This is a genomic window from Blastococcus sp. SYSU D00695, from assembly GCF_054050555.1.
The window spans coordinates 60,728-83,774 of sequence record NZ_JBJGZP010000015.1 but is presented as its reverse complement, the minus strand read 5'-3'; the positions used below and the strand labels follow the sequence as shown (position 1 = coordinate 83,774).

Sequence of the window (23,047 nt, the reverse complement as noted above, 5' to 3'; positions counted from 1 at the left end):
GACAGGATGGCGGTGTGACCCGGGACCTGCGCGTGTGCTTCGTCGGCGACTCCTTCACCGCGGGCGTCGGCGACCCCGAGCACCTGGGCTGGACCGGCCGGCTGGCCGCCCGCAGCGAGCGGGAGGGGCGCCCGCTGACCCGGTACGTGCTCGGCGTCCGCCGCGAGACCAGCGCCGAGGTCGCCGCCCGCTGGATGGCCGAGTGCCGGCCCCGGCTCGGCGGCGGCGACTGGGAGTCGCGGCTCGTGCTCTCCGTCGGCGTGAACGACACGACCGTCGAGGACGGCGTCCCGCGGCTGGAGCCCGCGCGGTCGGCCGCCGCTCTCGGCGAGGTGCTGGCCGGCGCGGCGGCGGTCGGCTGGCCGGTCCTCGTCGTCGGCCCCGCGGCGGTGGCCGACGACGCCCACAACGCTCGCACCGCCGCCCTCGACGCGCGCCTCGCCGCCGTATGCGCCGAGCACGGCGTGCCCCACGTCCCCGTCCTGGGGGCGCTCGCCGCCGACCCGACGTACCGGGCCGAGGTCGCGGCCGGGGACGGCGCCCACCCCGGTGCCGCCGGCTACGCGCTGCTGGCCGACCTGGTACACCCCCACTGGCAGGACTGGCTGGCCGCACGGCGGTGACCGGCCGGCCGCACGGGCGATGAGTCCGGGGCCGCCCGGGCGTCCTACCTCCGACGGACCGACCGGACCCCACGGAGACCGGACCCCACGGAGAGAGGACCGACCGCCATGCCCAGGACCGTGATCAGCCTGTGGTTCGACACCGAGGCCGAGGAGGCCGCCCGCTTCTACACCTCGATCTGGCCGGACTCCGAGATGCTGGGGACCCTCCGGTACGGCGCCGAGGACCCGCAGCGGGAGGGGCAGGTCCTGACCGTGAGCTTCCGCCTCGGGGACACCGAGTACCTGGCCCTCAACGGCGGCAAGGCGGACTGGACGTTCACCGAGTCCGTCTCCTTCATGATCATGTGCGCCGACCAGGCCGAGGTCGACCACTACTGGGACCGGCTCACCGACGGCGGCCAGGAGAGCGAGTGCGGCTGGCTCAAGGACCGCTACGGGGTCTCCTGGCAGGTCACGCCCACCCGCCTGATGGAGCTGCAGGCCGACCCCGACCTCGACCGCCGGCAGCGCGCCGTCCAGGCCATGTTCACGATGCGCAAGCTGGACATCGCCGCGCTGGAGCGGGCCGCGGACGCCGTCCCCTCCTGAGCGGCCGCGGCGACCGCGGGTCCGCACTAGGCTCCGACGGGTGCCGCCCTCCGCCTCCGCTCCGTCCGCCGCGGAGCAGGTGCCCGCCCGCGCCGCCGCCGTCTGGGCCGCCCTCGACCCGCTCGTCGCGGCCGGCGCGCCGCTGCGGGTGCTCGACGTCGGCGGTGGCAGCGGCACCCTCGCCGTCCCGCTGGCGCTGCTCGGCCACTCGGTGACGGTCGTCGACCCCAGCGCCGACGCCCTCGCCACGCTGCGGCGGCGCGCCGACACCGCCGGCGTCGGCGGCTCGGTGCACGCCGTGCAGGGCGACGGCGACCGGCTGCACGAGCTGTCCCTGCCCGACGGCGGGAGCACCGACGGCGGAGGCACCGACACCGGTTACGACCTGGTCCTGTGCCACGCCGTCCTGGAGGTCGTCGACGACCCCGCGGTGACCCTCCGCGAGGTCGCCCGCGCGGTCCGGACCGGCGGCACGGTCAGCGTGGTCACCGCAAACCGGGCCGGCGCCGTCCTCGCCCGCGCCCTGGGCGGCCACCCGAAGGAGGCGCTGGCGCTGCTGGAGGACCGGGACCCGGCGCCCGGGCGCACCCGGCCCGCCGCCCGCCGCTTCGCCCCCGCCGACCTGCTGGCGCTCGTCCGCGACGCCGGCCTGGAACCGGGGGAGTGGCGCGGGGTCGCCGTCGTCGCCGACCTGCTGGACGCCGACTCCGGCGCCGACCCCGACGCGGTGCGCCGGCTCGAGCTGCGCCTGGCGGGCCTGTCGCCCTACCGGGACGCCGCCGCGCGGCTGCACGTCCTCGCCAACCGCCCGTGACCGGCGAGCGCGCGTGACCGCCCCGCTCCCGGCCGATCTCGCCGTCCCCGACTACGGCCGGGCCACCCTCGCCGACGTCCTCCCCGGGGCCGCGACCGCCCTGGGCGTGCCCGTGGTCCGCGGTGACCTGCCCGCCGACCCGCTGGGGCTCACCGCCGCGCTGGCCGGCGCGCGCCGCGTCGCCGTCCTCCTCGTCGACGGGCTGGGCGCCGACCTCGTCCGGCGGCACGCCGCCGTGGCGCCCACGCTGGCCGCGCTCGCCACCCCCACCGGTGACCTCTCCGCGCCCTGTCCCAGCACCACCCCGGTCAGCCTGACCACGCTGGGCACCGGCCTGCCCCCGGGCAGCCACGGCGTCCTCGGCTTCGTGACCGCCGTGCCGGGGGAGGAGCGGGTGCTCAACCACACCCAGTGGGCCGACGACCCCGACCCGCGCGCGTGGCAGTCCCGGCGCACCGTCTTCGAGCAGGCCGCCGAGGCCGGCGTCGCCGTCACCACCGTCGCGCCCTACGCCTACCGCGGGTCCGGCCTGTCCGAGGCGGCCTACCGCGGCGCGGACTACTCCGGCACCGTCAGCGCCGGCGACCTCGCCGCCGGCGTGCTGCAGGCGCTGGCCGCCGGCCCCCGCGCCCTCGTCTACGGCTACACCCCCGAACTGGACCTCACCGGCCACGTCCGCGGGGTCGACTCCCCGGCCTGGCGGGCGCAGCTGGCCCTCGTCGACCGCCTGGTCGAGCAGGTCGTCGCCGGCCTGCCCGACGACGCCGCGCTGCTGGTCACTGCCGACCACGGCATGCTCGACGTCCCCGCGCACACCCGGCTCGACCTCGACGAGGAGCCCGAGCTGCTCGACGGCGTCCGGCTGCTGGCCGGCGAGCCGCGCGCCCGCTACGTGCACGCCGTGCCCGGGGCGGCCGACGACCTGGTGCAGCGCTGGCGGGAGGCGCTCGGCGCCCGCGCGTGGGTCGCCTCCCGGGAGGAGGCGCTCGCCAGCGGGGTGTTCGGCCCCGTCGACGACGCCCTGGCCGGCCGGGTCGGCGACGTCGTCGCCCTCGCCCGCGGTTCCTGGGCGCTGACCGCCGGCCGGCAGGAGCCGGGCCCGAGCCGGCTCGCGGCCTACCACGGGTCGCTGACGGGGACCGAGCTCGCCATCCCGCTGCTGCTCGCCTCCGGGCGGGCCCTGCGGTGACCCGCCACCGGCGCGCCGGCCACCCCCGAGGAGGAACCCGATGAGCGAGCCCCGCAGCGTCACCTTCGAGACCACCGTCACGGCGGTCGGCACCAACACCGGCATCGCCGTGCCCGACGAGCTCGTCACCGAGCTGGGCGCGGGCCGGCGGCCCCCGGTCCTGGTCGACCTCGACGGTCACCGGTACCGCACCACCGTCGGCGTCATGGGCGGCACCGCGATGGTCAGCGTCAGCGCGGCCGTGCGGAAGGCCACCGGGCTCACCGGCGGCGCCCCGGTCCGGGTGACGCTCACCGTCGCCGACACCCCGCGCGAGGTCGTCGTCCCCGAGGACCTCGCCGCCGCCCTGGCCGCCGACCCCACCGCCGGCACCTTCTTCGCCGGCCTCTCCAACAGCCTGCAGCGCTACCACTGCGACAACGTCGCGGGCGCGAAGACCCCCGAGACGCGGCAGCGGCGCGTCGAGAAGGCGATCGCGCTGTTCCGGGAGGGCAGGCAGCGCTAGAGCAGCCGCCGCCGCGTGCTCGTCGTCGTCCGGCCGCCGGAGGTGACCGCGGTGGAGAGCACCTCCCACACCCGCGCGTGCGCCTCGTGCGTGGCCGAGCACGTCAGCCGGTGGGCCTCCGCGCTGGGCCGGCCCTCCAGGGTGACGACGACGTCGCCGTCCACCCCGGCCAGCGCCACCTCCCACCGCTCGACCGCCTGGCCGGCCGGGGTGAGCCGGGTGGCCCGCCGGGCCGGCAGGTCCTCGACCCCGAGCAGCCCGAGCTCCGCGCGCGCGTGGTGCTGCGCCGCCTGCACCGCCGGGGGCAGGCCCGCCTGCCCGCGCAGCCACGGCAGCGCGACCTGGTCCCGCGCGTGGGCGGCCAGCAGCTCGGTGCCGTCGCCGGGCACCCGCCCGTAGTAGACGCCCAGCGGCAGGACGACGAGGTTGGCGGCGAACCGGTCCCCGCCCAGGTGGCTGCACTCCCACACGTCCGCGCCGGCGGCGAGCAGGCCGCGGGCCACCGGCCGGCCGCGCAGCGCGCAGCAGGCGTCGTGCCCGCCGTGGCTGCAGACCAGGTAGGTGGGCTCGTCGCGGCGCTCGCCGACGCTGCCGTCCCACGGGGCCTCGGCCACCTCGGCGTCGTCCCCGCGGACCGACCACCAGGCCCCGCGCCGGCCCGGCCGGCTGTCGACGTAGGCCCAGCGGTTCCCCGTCGCGCCCGCGCGCGCGTCCGGGCGTCGGATCAGCAGCACCCGCACGCCCTCGGCCCGCGCGCGCTGCGCCAGCCGGGCGGCCGCCCGGGGGTCCAGGCGCGACTGCCGCAGCGCCTCCCGGCCCCACGGGCCCGGCTGCTCCAGCAGCACCCAGCGCTGCGCGGGGGCCGCGGTCGCGGCCGGGGAGTCGCCGCGCGCCTGGGCGCGGACGGAGCAGCGGTCGGCGTCCAGCCGCCCCACCGGCCGGGTCGCGGGCGGCACCGGGGGGGCCTGCGCGGACGGGAGCGCGGTCACGCCGGGGTCGACGCCCGGGTCACCGATCCGTCCCCCGAGCGCCGTCACGCCGTCCATCGTCCCCCGCCGCCGGGGCCGCCCCGGGGAGCGGGGCGTCGGGGACCACGACGACCGACTCGGTCACCAGCCGGCGCGCGAGCGTCAGCCGGTCGGCCGCGTCCAGGCCGGGGAGGTCGGCGACCTTCAGCTCGCCGGTCGCCAGCAGCGCGGCCAGCGCCGGGCGGGTCGGCGCGGGGAACTCGTGCCGGCGGCGCCCGGCGACCAGGACCACTCGGCCGTCGGCGGGCTCGCGCAGCTGGCAGCGCAGCCGGCGGCGCAGGGAGAGCACCGTGTCGGGGGTGAGCGACGCCGCCGCGGTGGCCTGGGCCAGCGGCGCCACCGGCTCGGGGCGGACCTGCGCCCACGTGCGGCTGCGCAGGCGCTCGGTGACCTCGGCGGGGTCGACGCGGTCCAGCCAGGCGCGCAGCCCGGCGAGGACGGCCGCCACGTCGTCGGCCGGCGCGCCGGGGGCGGCCGGGTCGGTAGCGGGCGCGGTGCCCAGGTCGAGGCCCATCGGCAGGGACCGGCGCAGCTGCGGGTCGCCGGCGGCCAGCTCCCGGAGCAGGTCCAGCGCGGCCTCGGCGGCGGCGAAGCGGGTCACCGAGTGCACGCCGACGGTCAGGTGGGCGCTGATCTCACCCAGCGCGGTCGCCGAGTGCAGGTAGCCACGGGGCAGGTAGAGGACGTCGCCGGGCTCCAGCACCGCGTCGATGACCGGCTCGCCCTCCGCGGCCGTGGCGACCGCGTCGCGGTGGCCCTCCCACGGCTGCGAGCGCAGCGGGTCCGGGTGCACGGGGGCGTGGATCCGCCAGTGCTTCTGGCCGGCCACCTGCAGCACGAACACGTCGTGCACGTCGTAGTGGGCGGCGAACCCGCGCGAGGACGGCGGGGTCACGTAGGCGTTGACCTGCGTCGGGTGCCCCAGGTCGGCGGCCAGCTGGTCGGCGAACTCGATCAGCGGTGGCCACAACCGGTGCAGGCCCTGCAGGACGACGGTGCTGCCCTCGGCGAACAGCCGCAGCACCGAGTCGGAGGAGACCTGGTCGGCCACCTCCGCGCCCGCGCCGCCGGAGGTCGTGAAGCGCGAGCTGTCCACGACCGCGCCGTCCCTGGCGATCCGCAGGAACGGGGTGCGCAGCCCGCGCCGGGACAGCAGCTCGTCGACGGCGGCGAGGTCCAGCAGGTCGGCGAAGTCCGCGCCGGTGTCGGCGGCGCGGGTCAGCAGCGGCCGGCGCGCCCAGTGCTCCTCGGCGAAGACCTCGGGGTCGAGCGAGGTGCACCGGCGCAGGGCCGGCCGGTCGGGGACCGGCCGGCCCACCCCGGCGGGGTCGGGGCTCAGGCCGAACCGTCCGCACCGCCGTCGGCACCACCGTCGGCGCCGCCGTCCGCGCCCCCGTCGGCCGGGCCGTGACCCGCGCCGCCGTCGGCGCCGCCGTCCGCACCCCCGTCGCCGCCGCCACCGGCGGCACCCCCGTCGGCCGGGCCGTGACCCGCGGTGCCGTCCGCGCCGCCGTCGGCACCCCCGTCGGCACCGCCGTCCGCGCCCCCGTCGGCCGGGCCGTGACCGGCGCCGCCGTCGGCGCCCCCGTCGGCCCCGCCGTCGCCCACGGTGGTCATGTCGTCGTCGTCGAGCGCCATGCTGCTCCCATCGGTCGTGGACCACCGGACGGTGGCCCGCCGGTCGTGCCTTACCTCGATCATCGTGCTCTCACACCCCGCCCGCGACCAGCGGGGACGCGCGCGCCGGCCGGCCCGTCGGCGGCCCGGCAACGGCTCGGTCACGACACGCTCCCGGCGCGCGCGGACGGCGCCCGGAGCCGTACCGTCCTCCCATCGGGTCGAACACGCGTTCGACGAGGGGAGGTGGCGGGGTGGCGGGGGCGAGCCGGGCCGAGGGGTGCTCGGTGCTGCACGTGGACATGGACGCCTTCTTCGCCAGCGTGGAGGTGCGCCGGCACCCGGAGCTCGCCGGGACGCCGGTCATCGTCGGCGGGCAGGGCAACCGCGGCGTGGTCACCTCGGCCACCTACGAGGCGCGCCGCTACGGGGTGCACGCCGCCATGCCCACGGCCCGCGCGCTGCGGCTGTGCCCGACGGCCACGGTGCTGCCGGGGGACCTGGCGCTCTACGCCGAGGTCTCCCGCTCGGTCATGGCGCTGTTCCGGTCGGTCACGCCGCTGGTCGAGCCGCTCTCGCTCGACGAGGCCTTCCTCGACGTCTCCGGGGCCGGCCGCCGGCTGGGCGACGCCGCGGAGATCGGCGAGTACCTGCGCGCCCGGGTCTTCGACGAGCAGGGCATCACCTGCTCGGTGGGCGTGGCCGGCACCAAGTTCGTCGCCAAGCTGGCCTCCACCCGGGCCAAGCCCGACGGGCTGCTGGTGGTGCGCCCGGCCGAGGTCATGGACTTCCTGCACCCGCTGCCGGTGGGCGCGCTGTGGGGCGTGGGGGCCAAGACCGAGGAGGTGCTGCTGCGGCTGGGCCTGCGCACCGTCGGTGACCTCGCGCACGTCCCCGCCCGCACGCTGCAGCGGGCGGTCGGCCAGGCCGCCGGCGCCCACCTGCACGAGCTGGCCTGGGGCCGCGACCCCCGCCGGGTGGTGCCCGACGAGCCGGAGAGGTCGACCGGGCACGAGGAGACCTTCGGCACCGACGTCGACGACCCCGTCGTGATCCACCGGGAGCTGCTGCGGCTGTCCGAGCGCACCGCCGGCCGGCTGCGGGACGGCGGCTGGCTGGCCCGCACGGTGACCATCAAGGTCCGCTTCGCCGACTTCACCACGATCACCCGCAGCCGCACCCTCGGCGTGCCGACCGACGTCGGGCAGGAGCTCTACGAGACCGCGCGGACGCTGTTCGACGCGCTCGGGCTGGACCGGGCGCGCATCCGGCTGGTCGGGGTCCGCGCCGAGCGGCTGGTCGAGGCCGGGTCCGCGCCCCGGCAGCTGGAGCTCGGTGCGCGCGAGCACGGCCGCCGCGACGCCGAGCTCGCCGCCGACCGGGCGGCCCGCCGCTTCGGCGCCGGCGCGGTGCGCCCGGCGACGCTGCTGCACCGGTCGGGCGGGGGACGCGCCGGGGAGCGCGCCACGCCGGGGGGGCGGGAACCCCGCACGCCCCCCGCTCGTCGGACCACCTGAGGTCCACGAGCACTCCCGGAGGCCCTCCGCCACGCCCCCGCGCCCGTCGAGGGGGTTGCCCGGCGGGGCTCCTGGGCACCCCCCGGGAGTGATGTGAGCGGATTGGACGGCGGGTCGGCACCGACTCGCCTTTCGCGCCCCGCAAACGGCTCGTATCCTCGGTGACACCGTCGGCGGGAGCCTCCGACGGCCTTGGCTCCGCCCACATGGAGGTCTCGGTGCCGCTCTCCGAGCACGAGCAGCGACTGCTGGAGCAGATCGAGCGCGCCCTCGTCGACGACGATCCCAAGTTCGCCTCCTCCGTACGGACCGGCGACCGGCGCCTCAAGGCACGACGCAAACTGCAGCTGGGTGCGCTCCTGGTCCTGCTCGGCCTGGGGTTGCTCATCGGCGGGGTGGCCCAGTGGGTCGTCCTCGGCTTCCTGGGCTTCGTGGTGATGTTCGCCGGCGCCGCGCTCGTCGTCCTCAACTACCGGTCGGCCACCGGGGCGCCCGAGCAGGGCGCCCCCGCGGCGGGCGGGCGTGGCCCCGCGGGCCGCGGCCGGACCGGCAAGGCCCGCCGCGCGCCGCTGAAGAACCGGCTCGAGGAGCGCTTCCGCCGCCGCTACGACCAGTAGCGCGACAGTCTCCCGGCAGCCGCCGTCCCCCCGGGGACGGCGGCTGCCGTCGTCTGCGCCCCGTGGCCGGGGAGCGCCGGGTCGGGCCGGGGAGCACCGGGCCGGGCCGGGGAGAGCCGGGTCAGGCCGGGGAGCACCGGGTCGGGCCGGAGAGCCGGGTCAGGCCGGGGACCGCCCGGCGGTCGGCCGGCGCAGGACCCGGCCGACCCGTCCCGCCCGCAGGCCGGCCGGCACCGACGCCGGCCACAGCCACGCCCGCAGCCGGGTCCGTGGCTCGGCCGCGGCCAGCAGTCCCCGGCGGGCGGTGCGCACCGCCGTCGCCAGCTCCGCCGGCGCGGGACCGCTGCCGGGCCGCGCGTAGCTGGCCGTCTCCTCCGCCCGCGCCAGCCAGGTCACGGCCGCCCGCGCGTCGCCGCCCCCGGAGCGGTGGGCGCCCCGTCCGGGCGGCGGCGTCCCGGGCAGGGCCGTGACCAGCGCCTCGGCGACCTGGCGAGGGGTCTGCCAGGGGTCCCAGGGCAGCGCGAGGTCCCGGGCGGTGGCGGCGAGCTCGTCCCAGGCCGCGGACGCGCCACCGGCGGCCAGCCGGCGGCGGCGCTGCAGCGCGCGCACCCCGGCCGGCGCCGCCAGCAGCGCCGCCACGCCGAGGACCCCGGCGGCCACCGGGAGGACGGTGCCGGTCCAGTCGACCGAGCGGCCGGTGCCCGCGCCGGCCGCCGCGGCGTCCGCCGGCGGCAGCACCCGGGGAGGCACCGAGGCGGGGGCGGGCAGCGGCGCCGACGGCAGGTCGGTGCGCGGGTCGACCTCCTGGTCCGGCGGCCGCGGCGCCCACGGCAGGGCCACGGCACGGTCGTCGTCGATCGGGGTCGGGTCGTAGGGGACCCAGCCCAGGCCGGTGAAGAACACCTCCACCCAGGCGTGCGCGTCGTTGCTGGTCACCAGCCGGCTGCCGTCGGGCTGCACGACGCCCGGCGTGTACCCCAGGGCCACGCGGGCGGGCACGCCGGCGGCGCGGACCATCGCCGCCATCGCGCCGGCGTACTGCTCGCAGTAGCCGCGCCGGTTCTGCAGGAAGTCGGCCAGGTCGTCCCCGGTGGTCCCGGGATCGGTCGCCAGGCTGTACACCCAGCCCTGGGCCGGGTCGGTCATGAAGCCGTAGATCGCCTGCACCACCTCGGCGGGGGACGCCGCGCCCGCCGTCACCTCGGCGACCAGGCGCGTGACCGACGGGGACAGCCGCGGCGGCTCGGCGAGTGCCGCCTCCGGCAGGCCGCCGGGCACCCGCCGGGACGTGGCCAGCTCCTCCCCGGTGGGGCGGGGCTCGATCCCGGTGGTGACGTAGGTGAGCCCGCCGCTGGTCGTGCGGTCCGCGCTGAACACCGTCGCCGAGGCCGGGTCGAACGCCCAGGAGCCGGCGTCGGGGATCTGCACGCCCACGGGGGAGGAGAGGACCGGCAGGAACCGGTCGTCGTGGTCCACCACCGTCACCCTCGCCTCGACCTGCCGCTGTCCGGTCCCCCCGGGCGGTCGGGCCAGCTCGGCGGCCCCGTCCAGCTGCCGGGCGTCGTCCAGCTCGCCGACGGTCCAGCCGACCGCCGGGTCGTACACGTCCAGGCCGACCGCGCGCAGGTACCCCGGGTCGTCGACGTCGGTCTGCACCGACAGCAGGTCGATCGGGTCCTCGCGGGTCAGCTCGCCCCGCAGCGCCGCGGTCGGGTCCAGGGACGAGCCCGTGGAGCCCCCGGCGCCCCCGCCACCGGCGCGGAACCGCGCGGCCAGCTCGCCCTCGCCGAGGGTGGGCACCATCGCCCCGAGCACGAACGCCACGGCCAGCGCCAGCAGCCCGGTGCGGGCGGCGGTCGCCGCCCCGGTCGACGGGCGCGCCCCGTGCCCACCGCGGGGCCCGCCGCCCAGGCGCCGGTGCTGGTCGGACCACAGCAGCAGCGCCAGCCCGGTCGCCGGCAGGGCCACCGCGCTCAGCCCGATGCCCCCCGAGAGGGTGCTCACCGGCACGCAGAAGACGACCAGCAGTGCCAGCGACGCCAGCGCCGGCTGCCGGCCGCCCACCGCCACGAGGTCGATGACGACGGCCAGCACGCCGACCATCAGCGCGGTGAGCGCGCACAGCCCGGTCAGCGGCTCGGCGGGGGTGAACTGCTCGCGGATCTGGGTGCTGCCGCGGACCAGGACGTCGCCGAGGTCGGCCAGGCTGCGGGCGGTGGGGACGACGCCGCCCAGCGCCCGGTCCGGCGCGAAGACCGCGGTCAGCACGCAGGCGAGCGCGACCAGCTGGCCCACCGGGACCAGTGGCACCCCCAGCGCCGACCACCGGGGCGACGGCGGCCGGCCTCCCGACGCCCAGGCCCACACCGCCGGCCCGGCCACCCGCAGCGCCAGGCCGCTGGCCGCCACGGCGGTCACCGCCGCGAGCACGCCGGGCAGCCACCGCCGGTCGCTGAACACCGGACCGAGCGCCGCGGAACCCAGGACCGTGGCCAGCGCGGCGGCCAGCGTCGCCGCGGCGTCCTGCCGCGCGACCGAGGACGCCGGCCCGCTCATGCCGCCACGTCGGACCGCGTGAGGAGCGCCCACACGTCCTCGACCGGCTGCCCCGCCCCCGCGACGGCCACCCGCCAGCCGGCCTCGCGCAGCATCGCCGCGGCCTCCTCCTGCTGACGGGCCAGCAGCCCGCGCGCGGACTCGGTGGCGGCACGCCGGCCGGGCGCGGCGACGCCCAGGGCGTACCCGGCGACGTCGACCAGGACGGCCAGGTCGGTCCCCGGACTCGAGCGGGTGCGGACCAGCCGCGCCACGTCGTCGGTGCCGACGGCGCCGAGCAGCGCCACCAGCGGCCCGTCGACCCCGGTGCGCAGCAGGTGCTCCACGCCGACGGAGAGGTCGGCGCAGCGGGAGGCCTGCAGCACCGCGAGGCGGTCCAGCAGCTCCCCGGCGTCCAGCCCGCGCCGGGCGTCGGCGGGCGTGAGCTCCCCGGCGTCGGTCACCACCCGCAGGGCCGCGCCCCGGTCGACGAGGGCGCTGCCGATGCTGGCCGCGGCCTCCACCAGCCACTCGAGGCTGTCGGCGGGCGGTCCGGCCGCGTGCACCGTCGTCCCCGCGCGGGCGAGCAGGTGGGCGCGCGTGCGGGTGTCCAGCAGCAGGGTCGCCGAGGACCGCCAGGGGCGCTCCTCCAGCCGGACCATGAGCTCGCCGGTGCGCGCGGTCGCCCGCCAGTGCACCTTCCGCAGGTCGTCGCCGTGCCGGTAGGCGCGGGTGCTCACGTCGTCCTCGCCGTGGACGGCGATCGACCGCCGCGCCCCGGAGCCGCTGCTGCCCGAACCGCCGCTGAGCCCGCCCGCCGGCAGCGGCCGGACCCGGGGCACCACCAGCAGCGCGCCGGCGTCGGTGCCCGACACCGACCGGGTGACCAGGCCGAACGGGTCGACCAGCCGCAGCCGCAGCGGCCCGAGGGCGTAGCGGCCGCGGCGGGAGCCGGTGACCCGGTAGTGCAGCGGGACCGTCGCGCCGGCCGGCAGCCGCTCCAGCACGTACGTCGGGGCGGGACCCAGCTCCGCCGGCAGCGGCTCGGTGAGCAGCCACAGCCCACCGGCCCGCCGGTCGGCGTTGGTGACCTCGAGCAGGACGTCGGCGACGGCGCCGCGCGGCACCCGCGCCGGGGCGACCGTGCGCCGCGTCGACAGCCGGAACTGCCGCCGCGCGACCGACAGCGCCGACAGCACCGGCAGTGCGAGCACGAAGACGGCGACCTGCACCAGCGGCAGCTCGCCGAGCAGCGCCCCCAGCGCCAGCAGGGTCAGGCCGGCGGCGACCATGCACCGGCCCCGCACGGTCAGCGCGGACAGCACCCCGCCGAGCGGTCCCCGCGCCACGGTCAGCGCCCGCGCGGTACGGGGACGGACCGCAGCAGGCCCGCGACCACCTGCTCGCCGGTGCGCCGGGCGGCGGCCGCGTCGGGGGAGAGCAGCAGCCGGTGGGCCAGCACCGGCACCGCCAGGGCCTGCACGTCGTCGGGCAGCACGTGGTCGCGCCCGGACAGCGCGGCGGCCGCCCGCGCGGTGCGCAGCAGCTGCAGGCCGGCCCGCGGCGAGGCGCCCAGCCGCAGCTCCGGCGACCGGCGGGTGCCCTCCACCAGCGCCACGACGTAGCGGCGCACCGCCTCGGAGACGTGCAGCCGGCCCACCGTGTCCACCAGGTCGCGGATGGTCGCGGCGTCGGCGACCGGGCGCAGCGTGGTCAGCGGGTCGACGCCGGTCTGGTCGTCGAGCATCGCCAGCTCGGCGTCCCGGTCGGGGTAGCCCATCGACACCCGCGCGGTGAACCGGTCGCGCTGCGCCTCCGGCAGCGGGTAGGTGCCCTCCATCTCCACCGGGTTCTGCGTCGCCACCACCATGAACGGCCGGGCCAGCTCGTAGCTGACGCCGTCCACGGTGACCTGCCGCTCCTCCATGCACTCCAGCAGCGCCGACTGCGTCTTGGGGGAGGCGCGGTTGATCTCGTCGGCCACGACGACGTTGGCGAAGATCGCGCCCGGCTTGAACTCGAAGGCCCGCGACTCCTGGTCGTACACGGCGACGCCGGTGACGTCGCTGGGCAGCAGGTCCGGGGTGAACTGGATGCGGCGGACGCTGGCGTCGACCGAGCCGGCCAGCGCCTTGGCCAGGGTGGTCTTGCCGACGCCCGGGACGTCCTCGACCAGCAGGTGTCCCTCGGCCAGCAGCACGACCAGGGCGAGGCGCACGACGTGGGCCTTGCCGCGGACGACGCCGTCCATCGCGGCCATCACCCGGGCGCCGGTGGCCGCGACGTCGACCGCGGGGACGGGCCGGTAGAGGTCGGTCACCGGCCCACGGTACGTGTCGCGCGCCACCCCCGGCCGGTTCCGGGACGCGACGGTCGCGCCCCCTCCACGCTCCCCGGGCCCGTCCGCTGCGGGACCGGTCGCCGCCGTCGTCCCCCGGGCCCCCGCCGCGCCCGACCGCGCTCCCCGGGCACCCCGCTGTCCCGCCCGACCGCCGTCCGCCCTCGTGCGGTGTCCTCCGTGCTCCTGCGGTCCTGCAGCGCCGCGGGAGCACGGGGAACACCGCAAGAGGCGGCGGGCGGGAGCGGTGCCGGGCGGCGCACGGGCGGTGCTCCTCGTGCGTCGCCGGTCCTGCAGGACCCGTGAGGCGCGAGGAACACCCGCAACCGGGGGCGGGCCGAAGCCCGGTGCCCATCCCGCCCCGCCGAGGGCCCGACCGCCTCGGCCGTGGCCGGCACCACCCGCGGTGCCGTCAGGCCCGCCTCACGTCGGAGCACCGCCCCGCCGTCCTCTCTCTTGCGGTGTCCTCCGTGCTCCTGCGGTCCTGCAGCGCCGCGGGAGCACGAGGAACACCGCAGGAGGCGGCGGGCGGGAGCGGTGCCGGGCGGCGCACAGGCGGTGTTCCTCGTGGGTTGCCCGTCCTGCAGGACCCGTGAGGCGCGAGGAACACCCGCAGCGGGGGGCGGGCCGAAGCCCGGTGCCCACCCGGCCCCGTTGAGGGCCCCCTACCGCGCCCCACCGGCGGCCCCCATCGCGCCCCACCGGCGGTCCCCACCACGCCCCACGGGCGGTCCCCACCACGCCCCACGAACCGCCCCACCCGGCCCCACGCCGCGCCCCCGGCGCTCCCACCGGCCGCCCCCACGCCGCCACCCCGTTCCCCCCCGCTCCCCACCGGGGCCCCGTGGGGCCGGGTGGGGACCGCCGGTGGGCCGCGGCGGGCCGCCGGAGGGGCGCTGCGGGCGCCGCGGTCGCGCCCGGCGGCGGGCCGGTGACCTGCGGGGACGCCGGCCGGGGGCGGCGGTGGGGGAGAGGCGTCACGACATGGTGTCGAGTGGTGTCCAGTGGGGCCCAGTGGGTTACTGTGTGGCCCGGTGGGGAGGCAGGGCCCGTCCCGGGGTCCCCGCAGAGGTCAGGGAGGACGCATGGGGGAGGTGGTCCGGTGTTCGTCGGCAGCTACCCGTTGCGCCTCGACGAGAAGGGCCGGCTCGCGCTCCCCGTCCGCTTCCGCGACCAGGTGGGGGACGGCATGGTGATCAAGAAGGGCCAGGAGCGCTGCATCTACGGCCTCACCATGGGTCGGGTCGCCGAGCAGAGCGCCACCGCCGCCGCCATGGCGCCGTCGGACACCGCCGAGGCCCGCATGCGGGCCCGCATGAGCTTCGGGTCGATGGTCGAGGTGGAGCCGGACAAGACCGGCCGCATCACCATCCCCGCCGGCCTGCGCGAGTACGCGGGCCTGGACCGCGACGTCGTCGTGGTCGGTGTCGACACCCGCTTCGAGATCTGGGACGCCGCCACGTGGGACGCCTACGTGGCCGAGCAGGAAGCCGCCTACGCCGCGATGGAGAGCGAGGGGATGCCGACCCTGTCCTGAGCCGCACCGCCCCGCGACACCTCCGCGCCCCCCGACCGAGCCGTCTTCCCCGCGGCTCGACCGGCCCGGCCCGAGCCGCCTTCCCCGCAGCTCGGTCCTCCTGCGCGGAGCGCCGACTCCCCTCGGCGGTCGCCCCCGGCCACCGGCCGGACCGGCGGATCCCGGCGCCCCCGCGGAGCCCCTCCTGACGCACTTCCCCGGCGCCAGGCGAGCACTCCGCGGGGCGCCCGGGGCCGCATCCGCACCCTCCTGCCCCACCGGCCCCAGCCGACCGGCGACCCGCCCGGTGCGCTGACCCCGCCGACGCCGCGCTCCACGCCACCATGGACGAGCCCGCACACGACCCGTTCGAGGAGCAGCCGACGATGAGCAGCAGCGCCGTGCACGTGCCGGTGCTCCTCGACCGCGTCACCACGCTCCTCGGCCCCGCCTGCAGCGCCCCGGGCTCCGTCCTGGTCGACGCCACGCTCGGCCTGGCCGGCCACTCGCTCGCCATGCTCGACGCCCACCCCGGCCTGCGGCTGGTGGGCCTCGACCGCGACCCCGACGCCCGCGCCGAGGCCGCCCGCCGCATCGCCGCCGCCGGCCACGCCGACCGCGCGACCCTCGTGCCCGCCGTCTTCGACGAGATGCCCGACGTCCTGTCGTCCCTCGGCATCGACGAGGTCCAGGGCGTCCTGTTCGACCTGGGCGTCTCCTCGCTGCAGCTGGACCGGCCCGAGCGCGGGTTCAGCTACTCCGCCGACGCCCCCCTCGACATGCGGATGGACCCCGGCACCGGGCGCACCGCCGCCGACGTCGTCAACACCTACAGCGCCGGCGAGCTCACCCGCGTGCTGCGCGTGTACGGCGAGGAGCGCTTCGCCGCCCGCATCGCCGCCGCGATCGAGCGGGAACGCCGGCGCGAGCCGTTCACCCGGACCGGCCGGCTGGCCGACCTCGTCCGCGACGCGATCCCGGCCGCGACCCGGCGCACCGGCGGCCACCCCGCCAAGCGCACCTTCCAGGCGCTGCGGATCGAGGTGAACGACGAGCTCGGCGTCCTGGAGCGCGCGCTGCCCGCCGCGCTCGACGCGCTGGCCGTCGGCGGCCGCGTCGTCGTCATCACCTTCCACTCGCTGGAGGACCGCATCGTCAAGCAGGTCCTCGCCGCGGGCGCCACCGACCGCACGCCCCCCGAGCTGCCGGTCCCGGTGCCCGAGCTCAGCCCCGTGCTGCGCCTGGTCACCCGCGGCGGCGAAGCGCCGTCGGAGGCCGAGGTCGCGGCCAACCCCCGGGCCGCGTCGGCCCGCGTCCGCGCCGCCGAGCGCATCCGGAGGGCCGCATGAGCGCGACCGCCAGGGCACCCCGGCCCGACGACGACGCCCCGCGCGGAGCCACCTGGGCACCGCGCGCGCCCCGCCCCGTCCGCACCTCGACCCCGCGGCCCGCCACCCCACGCGCGACGACGACCGGTGCGGCCGGCCCGCGCCCGACCACCCCGCGGGCGACGCCCACCGCCGACGCCCCCGCCGAGCCCGTCCGCGGCCGGGCGCACTCCGCCCCCGTCCGTACGGGCTCGCTGCGCACGCGGCCGTCCCGTCCCGTCCCGCGCGAGGTCCCGGCCGCCGCGACCGCCGAGCCCCGCCGCCGGTCGCTGCCCCTGACCGGCCGCCGGGCGCCGTTCGTCCTCCTCGTCGTCGGCCTGCTGGTGGGCACCACGCTGGCCCTGCTGTTCCTCAACACGGCGATCGCGGTGAACTCGCTGCGCGAGACCGAGCAGCGTGCGGAGAACGTGCAGCGCACCCAGCGCCTCGAGCGGCTGGAGCAGCAGGTCGTCTCGGCCGGCACCCCCGCCGCCCTGGCCGCGGCCGCGGCCGCGGCCGGCCTGGTCCCCGCCGGGACGGCGGGTCACCTCGTCATCGGCCCGGACGGCGCCCTCGTCCTGCGCGGCACGCCCGTCCCCGCCGAGGCGCCGCCGCCCGGCGAGACCCCGGCGCCCCCCGCCCCACCGGCGGCCGGCACCCCGCCCGCGCCCGCCACCCCGCCCGCGGCCGGGACCGGAGGCTGATCCGTGTCGACCCCGCACCGCCCCGGCGGCGACCGCCGCGCCGGGCAGCGCCCCGTCCCCGGCCGCACGCCCCGCCCCACGTCGTCCCGCGCGGACACCGCCCGTGACCGGGCACCGCACACCACCGGCGCGTTCGTCCCGCGCCGCGACCCCGGCCGCCGCCGGCGCGCCACCCTCCCCGTGCTGCCCCGACGCGGCCTGCGCATCGGGCTGGCGGTGATCGCGGTCGCCCTCCTGGCGGTCACCGGCAAGCTGGTGCTGCTGCAGGGGGTGGACGGCGGCGAGTACGCCGAGGCCGCGTCCCAGGCACGGCTGCGCACGGTCGACATCGCGGCGCTGCGCGGCCAGGTGCTCGACCGCGACGGCAACCTGCTCGCCTACACCGTCGACGCGTCCCTCGTCACCGCCGACCCGACGCTGGTGGCCGACCCCCAGCGGACGGCGCTGGCGCTCACCACCCTGCTCGACGTCCCGGCGTCCGAGCTCACCGACCTGCTCCGGCACGACGGCCGCTACGTCGAGCTCGCCCACCAGGTCAGCCCCGAGACGGTCACCGCCATCCAGGACCTCGGCCTGGCCGGCATCCAGTTCCAGGACGAGCCCGTGCGGCTGTACCCGGCCGGCTTCGTCGGCGGACAGGTCGTGGGCTTCATCGGCCGCGACGGCGAGGGCCTGGCCGGCATCGAGCAGCGCTTCGACGAGCAGCTGGCCGGCACCGACGGCGAGCGCCGGGTCGAGGTGGGCAGCGGCGGCAACCCCATCCCCTCGGGCATCGACGAGTCCACCCCGGCCGTCGACGGCAGCTCCGTGCAGCTCACCCTCGACGAGGACGTGCAGTACGTGATGGAGCAGCGGCTGGGCGAGGCCTGCCGGGACGGCGCCACGACGCGGGCCTCGGCGGTCGTGCTCGACGTGCACACCGGTGAGGTCGTCGCGATGGGCAGCTGCCCCGGCTACGACCCCGGCGCGGCCCGCAGCACCGACCCCGACCTGCTCGGCAACCCCGCCGTCTCCCAGGTCTTCGAGCCCGGCTCGGTCATGAAGGCCGTGACCCTGGCCGGGGCCATCGAGGAGGGGCTCACCACCCCCGACACGGTGCTCAACGTCCCCGGCCACATCCAGGCCGGCGACGCCGTCGTCACCGACGCCCACGACCACGCGCCGATCGACTGGACGGTCACCGGCATCCTCGCCAAGTCCAGCAACGTCGGGACGATCATGCTCGCCCGCGAGCTGGGCGACGAGCGGCTGGAGCAGTACCTGCAGGCGTTCGGCATCGGCAGCACCACCGGCATCGAGCTGCCCGGCGAGAGCGCCGGCATCCTCGAGCCCGCCGAGGACTGGACGGCCAGCCGGGCGGCGAACGTGCCGATCGGGCAGGGCGTGTCGGTCACCACTCTGCAGATGGCGTCGGTCTACCAGGCGATCGCCAACGACGGCGTCCGCATCGCCCCCCGCCTCGTCTCCTCGGTCACCGCCGCCGACGGCACCGTCACCCGAACCGAGCGGCCGCAGCCCACCCGCGTCATCAGCGAGGCGACCGCGGACGACATGGCCTACATGCTCGAGGCCGTCGTCGGCCCCGGCGGGACGGCCCCCCTGGGCCAGGTCGACGGCTTCCGCGTGGCGGGCAAGACCGGCACCGCGCAGCGGGCCAACCCCGAGTGCGGCTGCTACGACGGCGGCGGCTACGTGACCACCTTCGTCGGCTTCGCCCCGGCCGACGACCCGCAGTACGTCGTCGCCGTCGACCTGGAGCGGCCGACCAGCTCCGCCGAGGGCGGCCAGGTCGCCGCCCCCGTCTTCGCCGACGTCATGCGCTACGCCCTCACCGCCGGCGGGGTGGTCCCCTCGGGCACGCCCCGCCCCGACTTCGTCCTCGCCCCCGGCAGCTGAGCGGGCCCGCGCCGCGCGGGAGCCGTCCCCGCCGGGCGTGCGCTGCGCGGGTGCCGGTCCCCGCGCCGGTAGATTGGAGACCCGTGACCCCGACCGCGCCCGGGGCGGCGCCCCGGCCCGCGGGCACCGCGCCGCTGCCCCTCGCCGAGCTGGCCGACCTCGTCGGCGACCCGGTGCAGGGGGACCCCGGCACCGCCGTCACCGGCGTCACCCTCGCCTCCACCGACGTCCGCCCCGGTGACCTCTACGCCGCGCTGCCCGGTGCGCGCACCCACGGGGCGGCCTACCTCGCCGACGCGCTGGCCGCCGGCGCGGTCGCGGTGCTCACCGACCCGGCCGGCCGGGCGGCCGTGACCGACCCGGCGCTGCCCGTGTGCGTCGTCGACGACCCCCGCGCGGTGCTGGGAGCCGTCGCCGCGCGCGTCTACGGCGAGCCGGCCCGGCGGCTGCCGGTCATCGGCATCACCGGCACCAACGGCAAGACGACGACGGCGTACCTGGTCGAGGCCGGCCTGGTCGCCGCCGGCCGGGCGACGGGCCTCATCGGCACCGTGCAGACGCGCACCCGCCTGCCCGGGGCCGCGCCGACCGCGGTGCCCAGCGCCCGGACCACCCCGGAGGCGCCGGTCCTGCACGCGCTGCTGGCCGGGATGGCCGAGGCGGGCGTGGAGGCGGTGGTCATGGAGGTGTCCAGCCACGCGCTGGTGCTCGGCCGGGTCGGCGGCGTGCCGTTCGCGGCCGCGGGCTTCACCAACCTCAGCCAGGACCACCTGGACTTCCACGCCGACCTCGAGGACTACTTCCGCGCCAAGGCGCTGCTGTTCGACGGGCGCGCCGCCGTCGAGGTGGTCGACGTCGACGACGCGCACGGCCGCCGGCTCACCGGCATGCTCGGCGGTCGCCGGGCCGTGACCGTGGCCGCGTCGGGGGATCGGCCGGCGGACTGGACGGCGTCGGCGGTCGCGACCGCGCCGGACGGCGGCTCCACGTTCACCCTGCACGGGCCCGGTGGCCGTTCCTGGCCGGCGCACGTGCGGCTGCCCGGCCGGTTCAACGTGGCCAACGCGCTGCTGGCCGTGGCGCTGCTGGACGCGGTCGGCGTGCCGGTGGAGACCGCCCTGGAGGGCATCGCCGCCACCGTCGTCCCCGGCCGCATGGAGCCGGTCGACGCCGGCCAGCCGTTCGTCGCCGTCGTCGACTACGCGCACACCCCGGACGCGGTGACCACCGCCCTGGCCGCCCTGCGCGGCGCCACCCGCGGCCGGGTGATCACCGTGCTCGGCTGCGGCGGGGACCGCGACCCCGGCAAGCGACCGGCCATGGGCGCGGCGGCCGCCCGGGGCAGCGACCTGCTCGTGGTCACCGACGACAACCCGCGCTCGGAGGACCCGGCCGCGATCCGCGCCGCCGTCCTCGCGGGCGTACCCGCCGACCGCCGCGCGGCGGTGCTGGAGGTCGGCGACCGCCGGGCCGCCATCGCCGAGGCCGTCGCGCGCGCCCGCCCCGGCGACACCGTGCTGGTCGCGGGCAAGGGACACGAGACCGGACAGGAGGCCGCCGGGGTGGTGACGCCGTTCGACGACCGCACGGTGCTGCGCGAGGCGCTGCAGGCGCTCGACGCCGCCGGCAGGGACGGGGGCGCCCGGTGATCGCGCTGACGCTGGGCGAGGTGGCCGACGTCGTCGGCGGCCGGCTGACCTCGGGCGACCCCGCGACCGCGGTGACCGGCGCGGTCACCATCGACTCGCGCACCGTGGCCGCCGGTGACCTGTTCGTCGCCCTGCCCGGTGAGCGGGTGGACGGCGCGGACTTCGTGCCGGCCGCGGCCGCCGCCGGTGCCACCGCCGCGCTGACCACCCGGGACGACGCCGCGCTGCCCTGCGTGGTCGTCGACGACCCCGTCGCGGCGCTGGGCGCCCTGGCCGCCGCCGTGCACGAGCGGCTGGTCGCCGGCGGGCTGGTGACCCTGGGGATCACCGGCTCCTCCGGCAAGACGTCCACCAAGGACCTGCTCGGCCAGGTGCTCGGGACCGCCGGCCCGACCGTCAGCCCGCCGGGGTCGTTCAACAACGACATCGGCATGCCGCTGACCGTGCTGTCGGCCGACGCCGGGACCCGCTTCCTGGTGCTGGAGATGGGCGCCCGCGGGCAGGGGCACATCGCCCGGCTCTGCCGGGTGGCGCGGCCGCGCATCGGCGTCGTCCTCAACGTCGGGTCCGCCCACCTCGGGGAGTTCGGCTCCCCGGAGGGCATCGCGCAGGCCAAGGGCGAGCTCGTCGAGGCCCTCGCCGGGAAGGGCACCGCCGTGCTCAACGCCGACGACCCGCGCGTGCTCGGCATGGCGCCGCGCACCCGCGCCCGCGTCGTCACCACCGGGCGGTCGGCGGGGGCCGACGTCCGCGCGACCGGTGTGGCCCTGGACGGCGCCGGCCGGGCCTCGTTCACGCTCGCCGCCGGCGGCGAGGAGCACCCGGTGGCCCTGCAGGTCGTCGGCGAGCACCAGGTCGCCAACGCGCTGTCGGCCGCCGGGGCGGCGCTGGCGGCCGGCCTGACCCCGGCCGCGGTCGCCGCCGGACTGTCGGCGGCCGGGGTGCGCAGCCGCTGGCGCATGGAGGTCACCCACCGGGCCGACGGCGTCACGGTGGTCAACGACGCCTACAACGCCAACCCCGAGTCGATGCGGGCCGCCCTGGCGGCGCTGACCGGGATGGCCGCCACCCGGCGGGTCGCCGTCCTCGGCGCGATGGGCGAGCTCGGCCCCGGCGCGCAGGCGGAGCACGAGCGGCTGGGGCGCGACGCGGTCGCCGCCGGGGTCGAGATCGTCGTGGCCGTCGGCCCCGATGCGGTAGGGATAGCGACCGGGGCCCGCGCCGCGGGCGCCCGGGACGGAGAGGGGTCGGTGCACGTGCCGGACCGGGCCGCTGCCCGCGCGCTGCTGACGGAGGTGCTCGTGCCCGGCGACGTCGTGCTGGTCAAGGCCAGCCGGTCCTACGGGCTGGAGCTGCTCGCCGACGACCTGCTGGGCGGGACCCCCGCGTGAAGTCCGTCCTGATCGCCGGGGCCTTCGGGCTGATCATCTCGATCCTCGCCACCCCGGTCGCGGTGCACCGGTTCCGCCGGCTCGGCTTCGGCCAGGAGATCCGCGACGACGGCCCCGAGACGCACCTGGCGAAGAAGGGCACGCCCACCATGGGCGGCACCGTCATCGTCAGCGCGACCGTCGGCGGCTACCTGGTCGCGCACCTGTTCCTGCTCGGCCAGCCCGGCCGCGGGGTGACCGCGACCGGCCTGCTGCTGCTGTTCCTCATGGTCGGGCTGGGCACCGTCGGCTTCCTCGACGACTACCTCAAGATCCGGTACCGCCGCAGCCTCGGTCTGAACAAGACCGCCAAGCTCGTCGGCCAGCTCGTCGTCGGCGTCACCTTCGCGATCCTGGCGATCAACTTCCCCGCCGACGGCGTCACCCCGGCCTCCACGTGGGTGTCCTACGTCCGCGACATCGCCCCGCTGGCCCTCGGCCCGGTGCTGTTCGTCGTGCTGGCCTACCTGTTCATCGCCGGGTTCTCCAACGCGGTGAACCTCACCGACGGCCTGGACGGGCTGGCCGCCGGCGCCTCGGCCATGGTCTTCGGCTCCTACGTCGTCATCTCGTTCTGGCAGTTCACGCACGACTGCGCGGCCGGGGCGGTCGAGGGCTGCTACCAGGTGCGCGACCCGCTCGACGTCACGCTGGTGGCCGTCGCGGCCATGGGCGCGTGCCTGGGCTTCCTGTGGTGGAACACCAGCCCGGCGAAGATCTTCATGGGCGACACCGGCTCGCTGGCCCTCGGCGGGCTCATGTCGGGGCTGGCGATCGTCACCCGCACCGAGCTCCTGCTGGTGGTGCTCGGCGGCCTGTTCGTCGCCGTCACGCTGTCGGTGGTGATCCAGGTCGCGTTCTTCCGGGCCACCCGCCGCCGGGTGTTCCGCATGGCGCCGCTGCACCACCACTTCGAGCTGGCCGGCTGGGCGGAGAACACCGTCATCGTGCGGTTCTGGCTGGTGACCGCGATGGCGGTCGCGTTCGGGCTGGGGCTGTTCTACGCCGACTGGCTGTCCTTCACCGGCCTGTGAGCCGCCGGCCGACCGCGACCGCCGACCCCGTGCGTCACACCGTTCCCACGCGACACGCCCGGGAGCTGCCGGGCCGG

At 78.1% G+C, this 23,047-nt stretch carries 20 protein-coding genes; 14 read left to right on the top strand and 6 right to left on the bottom strand.

Annotated features, from left to right (window positions below):
- Positions 1 to 14 precede the first annotated feature (14 nt).
- The 5 genes from ACI781_RS11955 (at position 15) to ACI781_RS11935 (ending at position 3,722) form a co-directional block, all read left to right on the top strand.
- The gene (locus ACI781_RS11955) at positions 15 to 623 is read left to right on the top strand and encodes a GDSL-type esterase/lipase family protein (protein WP_456566323.1); all 609 of its coding nucleotides are present in this window, start codon (positions 15 to 17) and stop codon (positions 621 to 623) included.
- Between the two features lie 108 nt (positions 624 to 731).
- Entirely contained in the window at positions 732 to 1,214 is a 483-nt protein-coding gene (locus ACI781_RS11950; RefSeq protein WP_456566322.1) for a VOC family protein, read from the top strand.
- Between the two features lie 40 nt (positions 1,215 to 1,254).
- On the top strand, positions 1,255 to 2,028 hold the full coding sequence (locus ACI781_RS11945; protein WP_456566321.1) for a class I SAM-dependent methyltransferase: 774 nt from the start codon (positions 1,255 to 1,257) through the stop codon (positions 2,026 to 2,028).
- A 13-nt stretch (positions 2,029 to 2,041) separates the two neighbouring features.
- Positions 2,042 to 3,217: an alkaline phosphatase family protein gene (locus ACI781_RS11940; protein WP_456566320.1), complete on the top strand. Its 1,176-nt coding sequence runs from the start codon at positions 2,042 to 2,044 to the stop codon at positions 3,215 to 3,217.
- A gap of 40 nt (positions 3,218 to 3,257) precedes the next feature.
- Entirely contained in the window at positions 3,258 to 3,722 is a 465-nt protein-coding gene (locus tag ACI781_RS11935; protein WP_456566319.1) for a YdeI/OmpD-associated family protein, read from the top strand.
- Here the strand turns inward: ACI781_RS11935 and ACI781_RS11930 are convergent.
- The 3 genes from ACI781_RS11930 to ACI781_RS11920 are packed head-to-tail and all read right to left on the bottom strand — an operon-like array spanning position 3,719 to position 6,388.
- Positions 3,719 to 4,768: a sucrase ferredoxin gene (locus ACI781_RS11930; protein WP_456566318.1), complete on the bottom strand. Its 1,050-nt coding sequence runs from the start codon at positions 4,766 to 4,768 to the stop codon at positions 3,719 to 3,721. The two genes, ACI781_RS11935 and ACI781_RS11930, sit on opposite strands and share 4 nt — an antisense overlap.
- Positions 4,731 to 6,068: a cupin domain-containing protein gene (locus ACI781_RS11925; RefSeq protein WP_456566317.1), complete on the bottom strand. Its 1,338-nt coding sequence runs from the start codon at positions 6,066 to 6,068 to the stop codon at positions 4,731 to 4,733. Before ACI781_RS11925 ends, ACI781_RS11930 begins: the two co-directional genes overlap by 38 nt.
- Positions 6,069 to 6,085: 17 nt before the next feature.
- A complete protein-coding gene (locus tag ACI781_RS11920; protein WP_456566316.1) occupies positions 6,086 to 6,388 on the bottom strand; it encodes a BatC protein in 303 nt (100 codons plus the stop codon).
- A gap of 233 nt (positions 6,389 to 6,621) precedes the next feature.
- On the opposite strand from ACI781_RS11920, the gene dinB reads away from it, so the two are divergent.
- Positions 6,622 to 7,884, top strand: a complete 1,263-nt coding sequence (gene dinB / locus ACI781_RS11915; protein WP_456566315.1) for a DNA polymerase IV — start codon at positions 6,622 to 6,624, stop codon at positions 7,882 to 7,884.
- A 218-nt stretch (positions 7,885 to 8,102) separates the two neighbouring features.
- A complete protein-coding gene (locus tag ACI781_RS11910; protein ID WP_456566314.1) occupies positions 8,103 to 8,501 on the top strand; it encodes a DUF3040 domain-containing protein in 399 nt (132 codons plus the stop codon).
- A 159-nt stretch (positions 8,502 to 8,660) separates the two neighbouring features.
- Here ACI781_RS11910 and ACI781_RS11905 read toward each other — a convergent pair whose 3' ends face one another.
- The 3 genes from ACI781_RS11905 to ACI781_RS11895 are packed head-to-tail and all read right to left on the bottom strand — an operon-like array spanning position 8,661 to position 13,356.
- Positions 8,661 to 11,057, bottom strand: a complete 2,397-nt coding sequence (locus tag ACI781_RS11905; protein ID WP_456566313.1) for a transglutaminase family protein — start codon at positions 11,055 to 11,057, stop codon at positions 8,661 to 8,663.
- Complete coding sequence (locus ACI781_RS11900) at positions 11,054 to 12,385, bottom strand: DUF58 domain-containing protein (RefSeq protein WP_456566312.1); 1,332 nt, start codon at positions 12,383 to 12,385, stop codon at positions 11,054 to 11,056. The genes ACI781_RS11905 and ACI781_RS11900 overlap by 4 nt, the downstream gene beginning before the upstream one ends.
- A 2-nt stretch (positions 12,386 to 12,387) precedes the next feature.
- Positions 12,388 to 13,356, bottom strand: coding sequence for an AAA family ATPase (locus tag ACI781_RS11895; protein WP_456566311.1), 969 nt, complete (start codon positions 13,354 to 13,356; stop codon positions 12,388 to 12,390).
- 1,120 nt (positions 13,357 to 14,476) lie between these two features.
- Between ACI781_RS11895 and mraZ the strand changes: the two genes are divergently transcribed.
- The 7 genes from mraZ to mraY all read left to right on the top strand — a co-directional run bounded on the left by mraZ (position 14,477) and on the right by mraY (position 22,970).
- Positions 14,477 to 14,911, top strand: coding sequence for a division/cell wall cluster transcriptional repressor MraZ (mraZ, locus tag ACI781_RS11890; protein WP_456566310.1), 435 nt, complete (start codon positions 14,477 to 14,479; stop codon positions 14,909 to 14,911).
- Between the two features lie 323 nt (positions 14,912 to 15,234).
- Positions 15,235 to 16,239: a 16S rRNA (cytosine(1402)-N(4))-methyltransferase RsmH gene (gene rsmH / locus ACI781_RS11885; protein ID WP_456566309.1), complete on the top strand. Its 1,005-nt coding sequence runs from the start codon at positions 15,235 to 15,237 to the stop codon at positions 16,237 to 16,239.
- Positions 16,236 to 16,961, top strand: a complete 726-nt coding sequence (locus tag ACI781_RS11880) for a hypothetical protein (RefSeq protein ID WP_456566308.1) — start codon at positions 16,236 to 16,238, stop codon at positions 16,959 to 16,961. Before rsmH ends, ACI781_RS11880 begins: the two co-directional genes overlap by 4 nt.
- 3 nt (positions 16,962 to 16,964) lie before the next feature.
- Entirely contained in the window at positions 16,965 to 18,857 is a 1,893-nt protein-coding gene (locus tag ACI781_RS11875; RefSeq protein WP_456566307.1) for a peptidoglycan D,D-transpeptidase FtsI family protein, read from the top strand.
- 83 nt (positions 18,858 to 18,940) lie between these two features.
- A complete protein-coding gene (locus ACI781_RS11870; RefSeq protein ID WP_456566306.1) occupies positions 18,941 to 20,506 on the top strand; it encodes a UDP-N-acetylmuramoyl-L-alanyl-D-glutamate--2,6-diaminopimelate ligase in 1,566 nt (521 codons plus the stop codon).
- Positions 20,503 to 21,897, top strand: a complete 1,395-nt coding sequence (locus tag ACI781_RS11865) for a UDP-N-acetylmuramoyl-tripeptide--D-alanyl-D-alanine ligase (RefSeq protein WP_456566305.1) — start codon at positions 20,503 to 20,505, stop codon at positions 21,895 to 21,897. The genes ACI781_RS11870 and ACI781_RS11865 overlap by 4 nt, the downstream gene beginning before the upstream one ends.
- A complete protein-coding gene (gene mraY, locus ACI781_RS11860) occupies positions 21,894 to 22,970 on the top strand; it encodes a phospho-N-acetylmuramoyl-pentapeptide-transferase (RefSeq protein WP_456566304.1) in 1,077 nt (358 codons plus the stop codon). Before ACI781_RS11865 ends, mraY begins: the two co-directional genes overlap by 4 nt.
- Positions 22,971 to 23,047 lie beyond the last annotated feature (77 nt).

Bases quoted from the DNA above. Each gene is read 5' to 3' on its own strand.
- ACI781_RS11920 (WP_456566316.1), bottom strand. From the start codon at position 6,388: ATGGCGCTCGACGACGACGACATGACCACCGTGGGCGACGGCGGGGCC.
- rsmH (WP_456566309.1), top strand. From the start codon at position 15,235: ATGGACGAGCCCGCACACGACCCGTTCGAGGAGCAGCCGACGATGAGC.
- ACI781_RS11880 (WP_456566308.1), top strand. From the start codon at position 16,236: ATGAGCGCGACCGCCAGGGCACCCCGGCCCGACGACGACGCCCCGCGC.
- ACI781_RS11930 (WP_456566318.1), bottom strand. From the start codon at position 4,768: ATGGACGGCGTGACGGCGCTCGGGGGACGGATCGGTGACCCGGGCGTC.
- ACI781_RS11935 (WP_456566319.1), top strand. From the start codon at position 3,258: ATGAGCGAGCCCCGCAGCGTCACCTTCGAGACCACCGTCACGGCGGTC.
- ACI781_RS11905 (WP_456566313.1), bottom strand. From the start codon at position 11,057: ATGAGCGGGCCGGCGTCCTCGGTCGCGCGGCAGGACGCCGCGGCGACG.
- ACI781_RS11950 (WP_456566322.1), top strand. From the start codon at position 732: ATGCCCAGGACCGTGATCAGCCTGTGGTTCGACACCGAGGCCGAGGAG.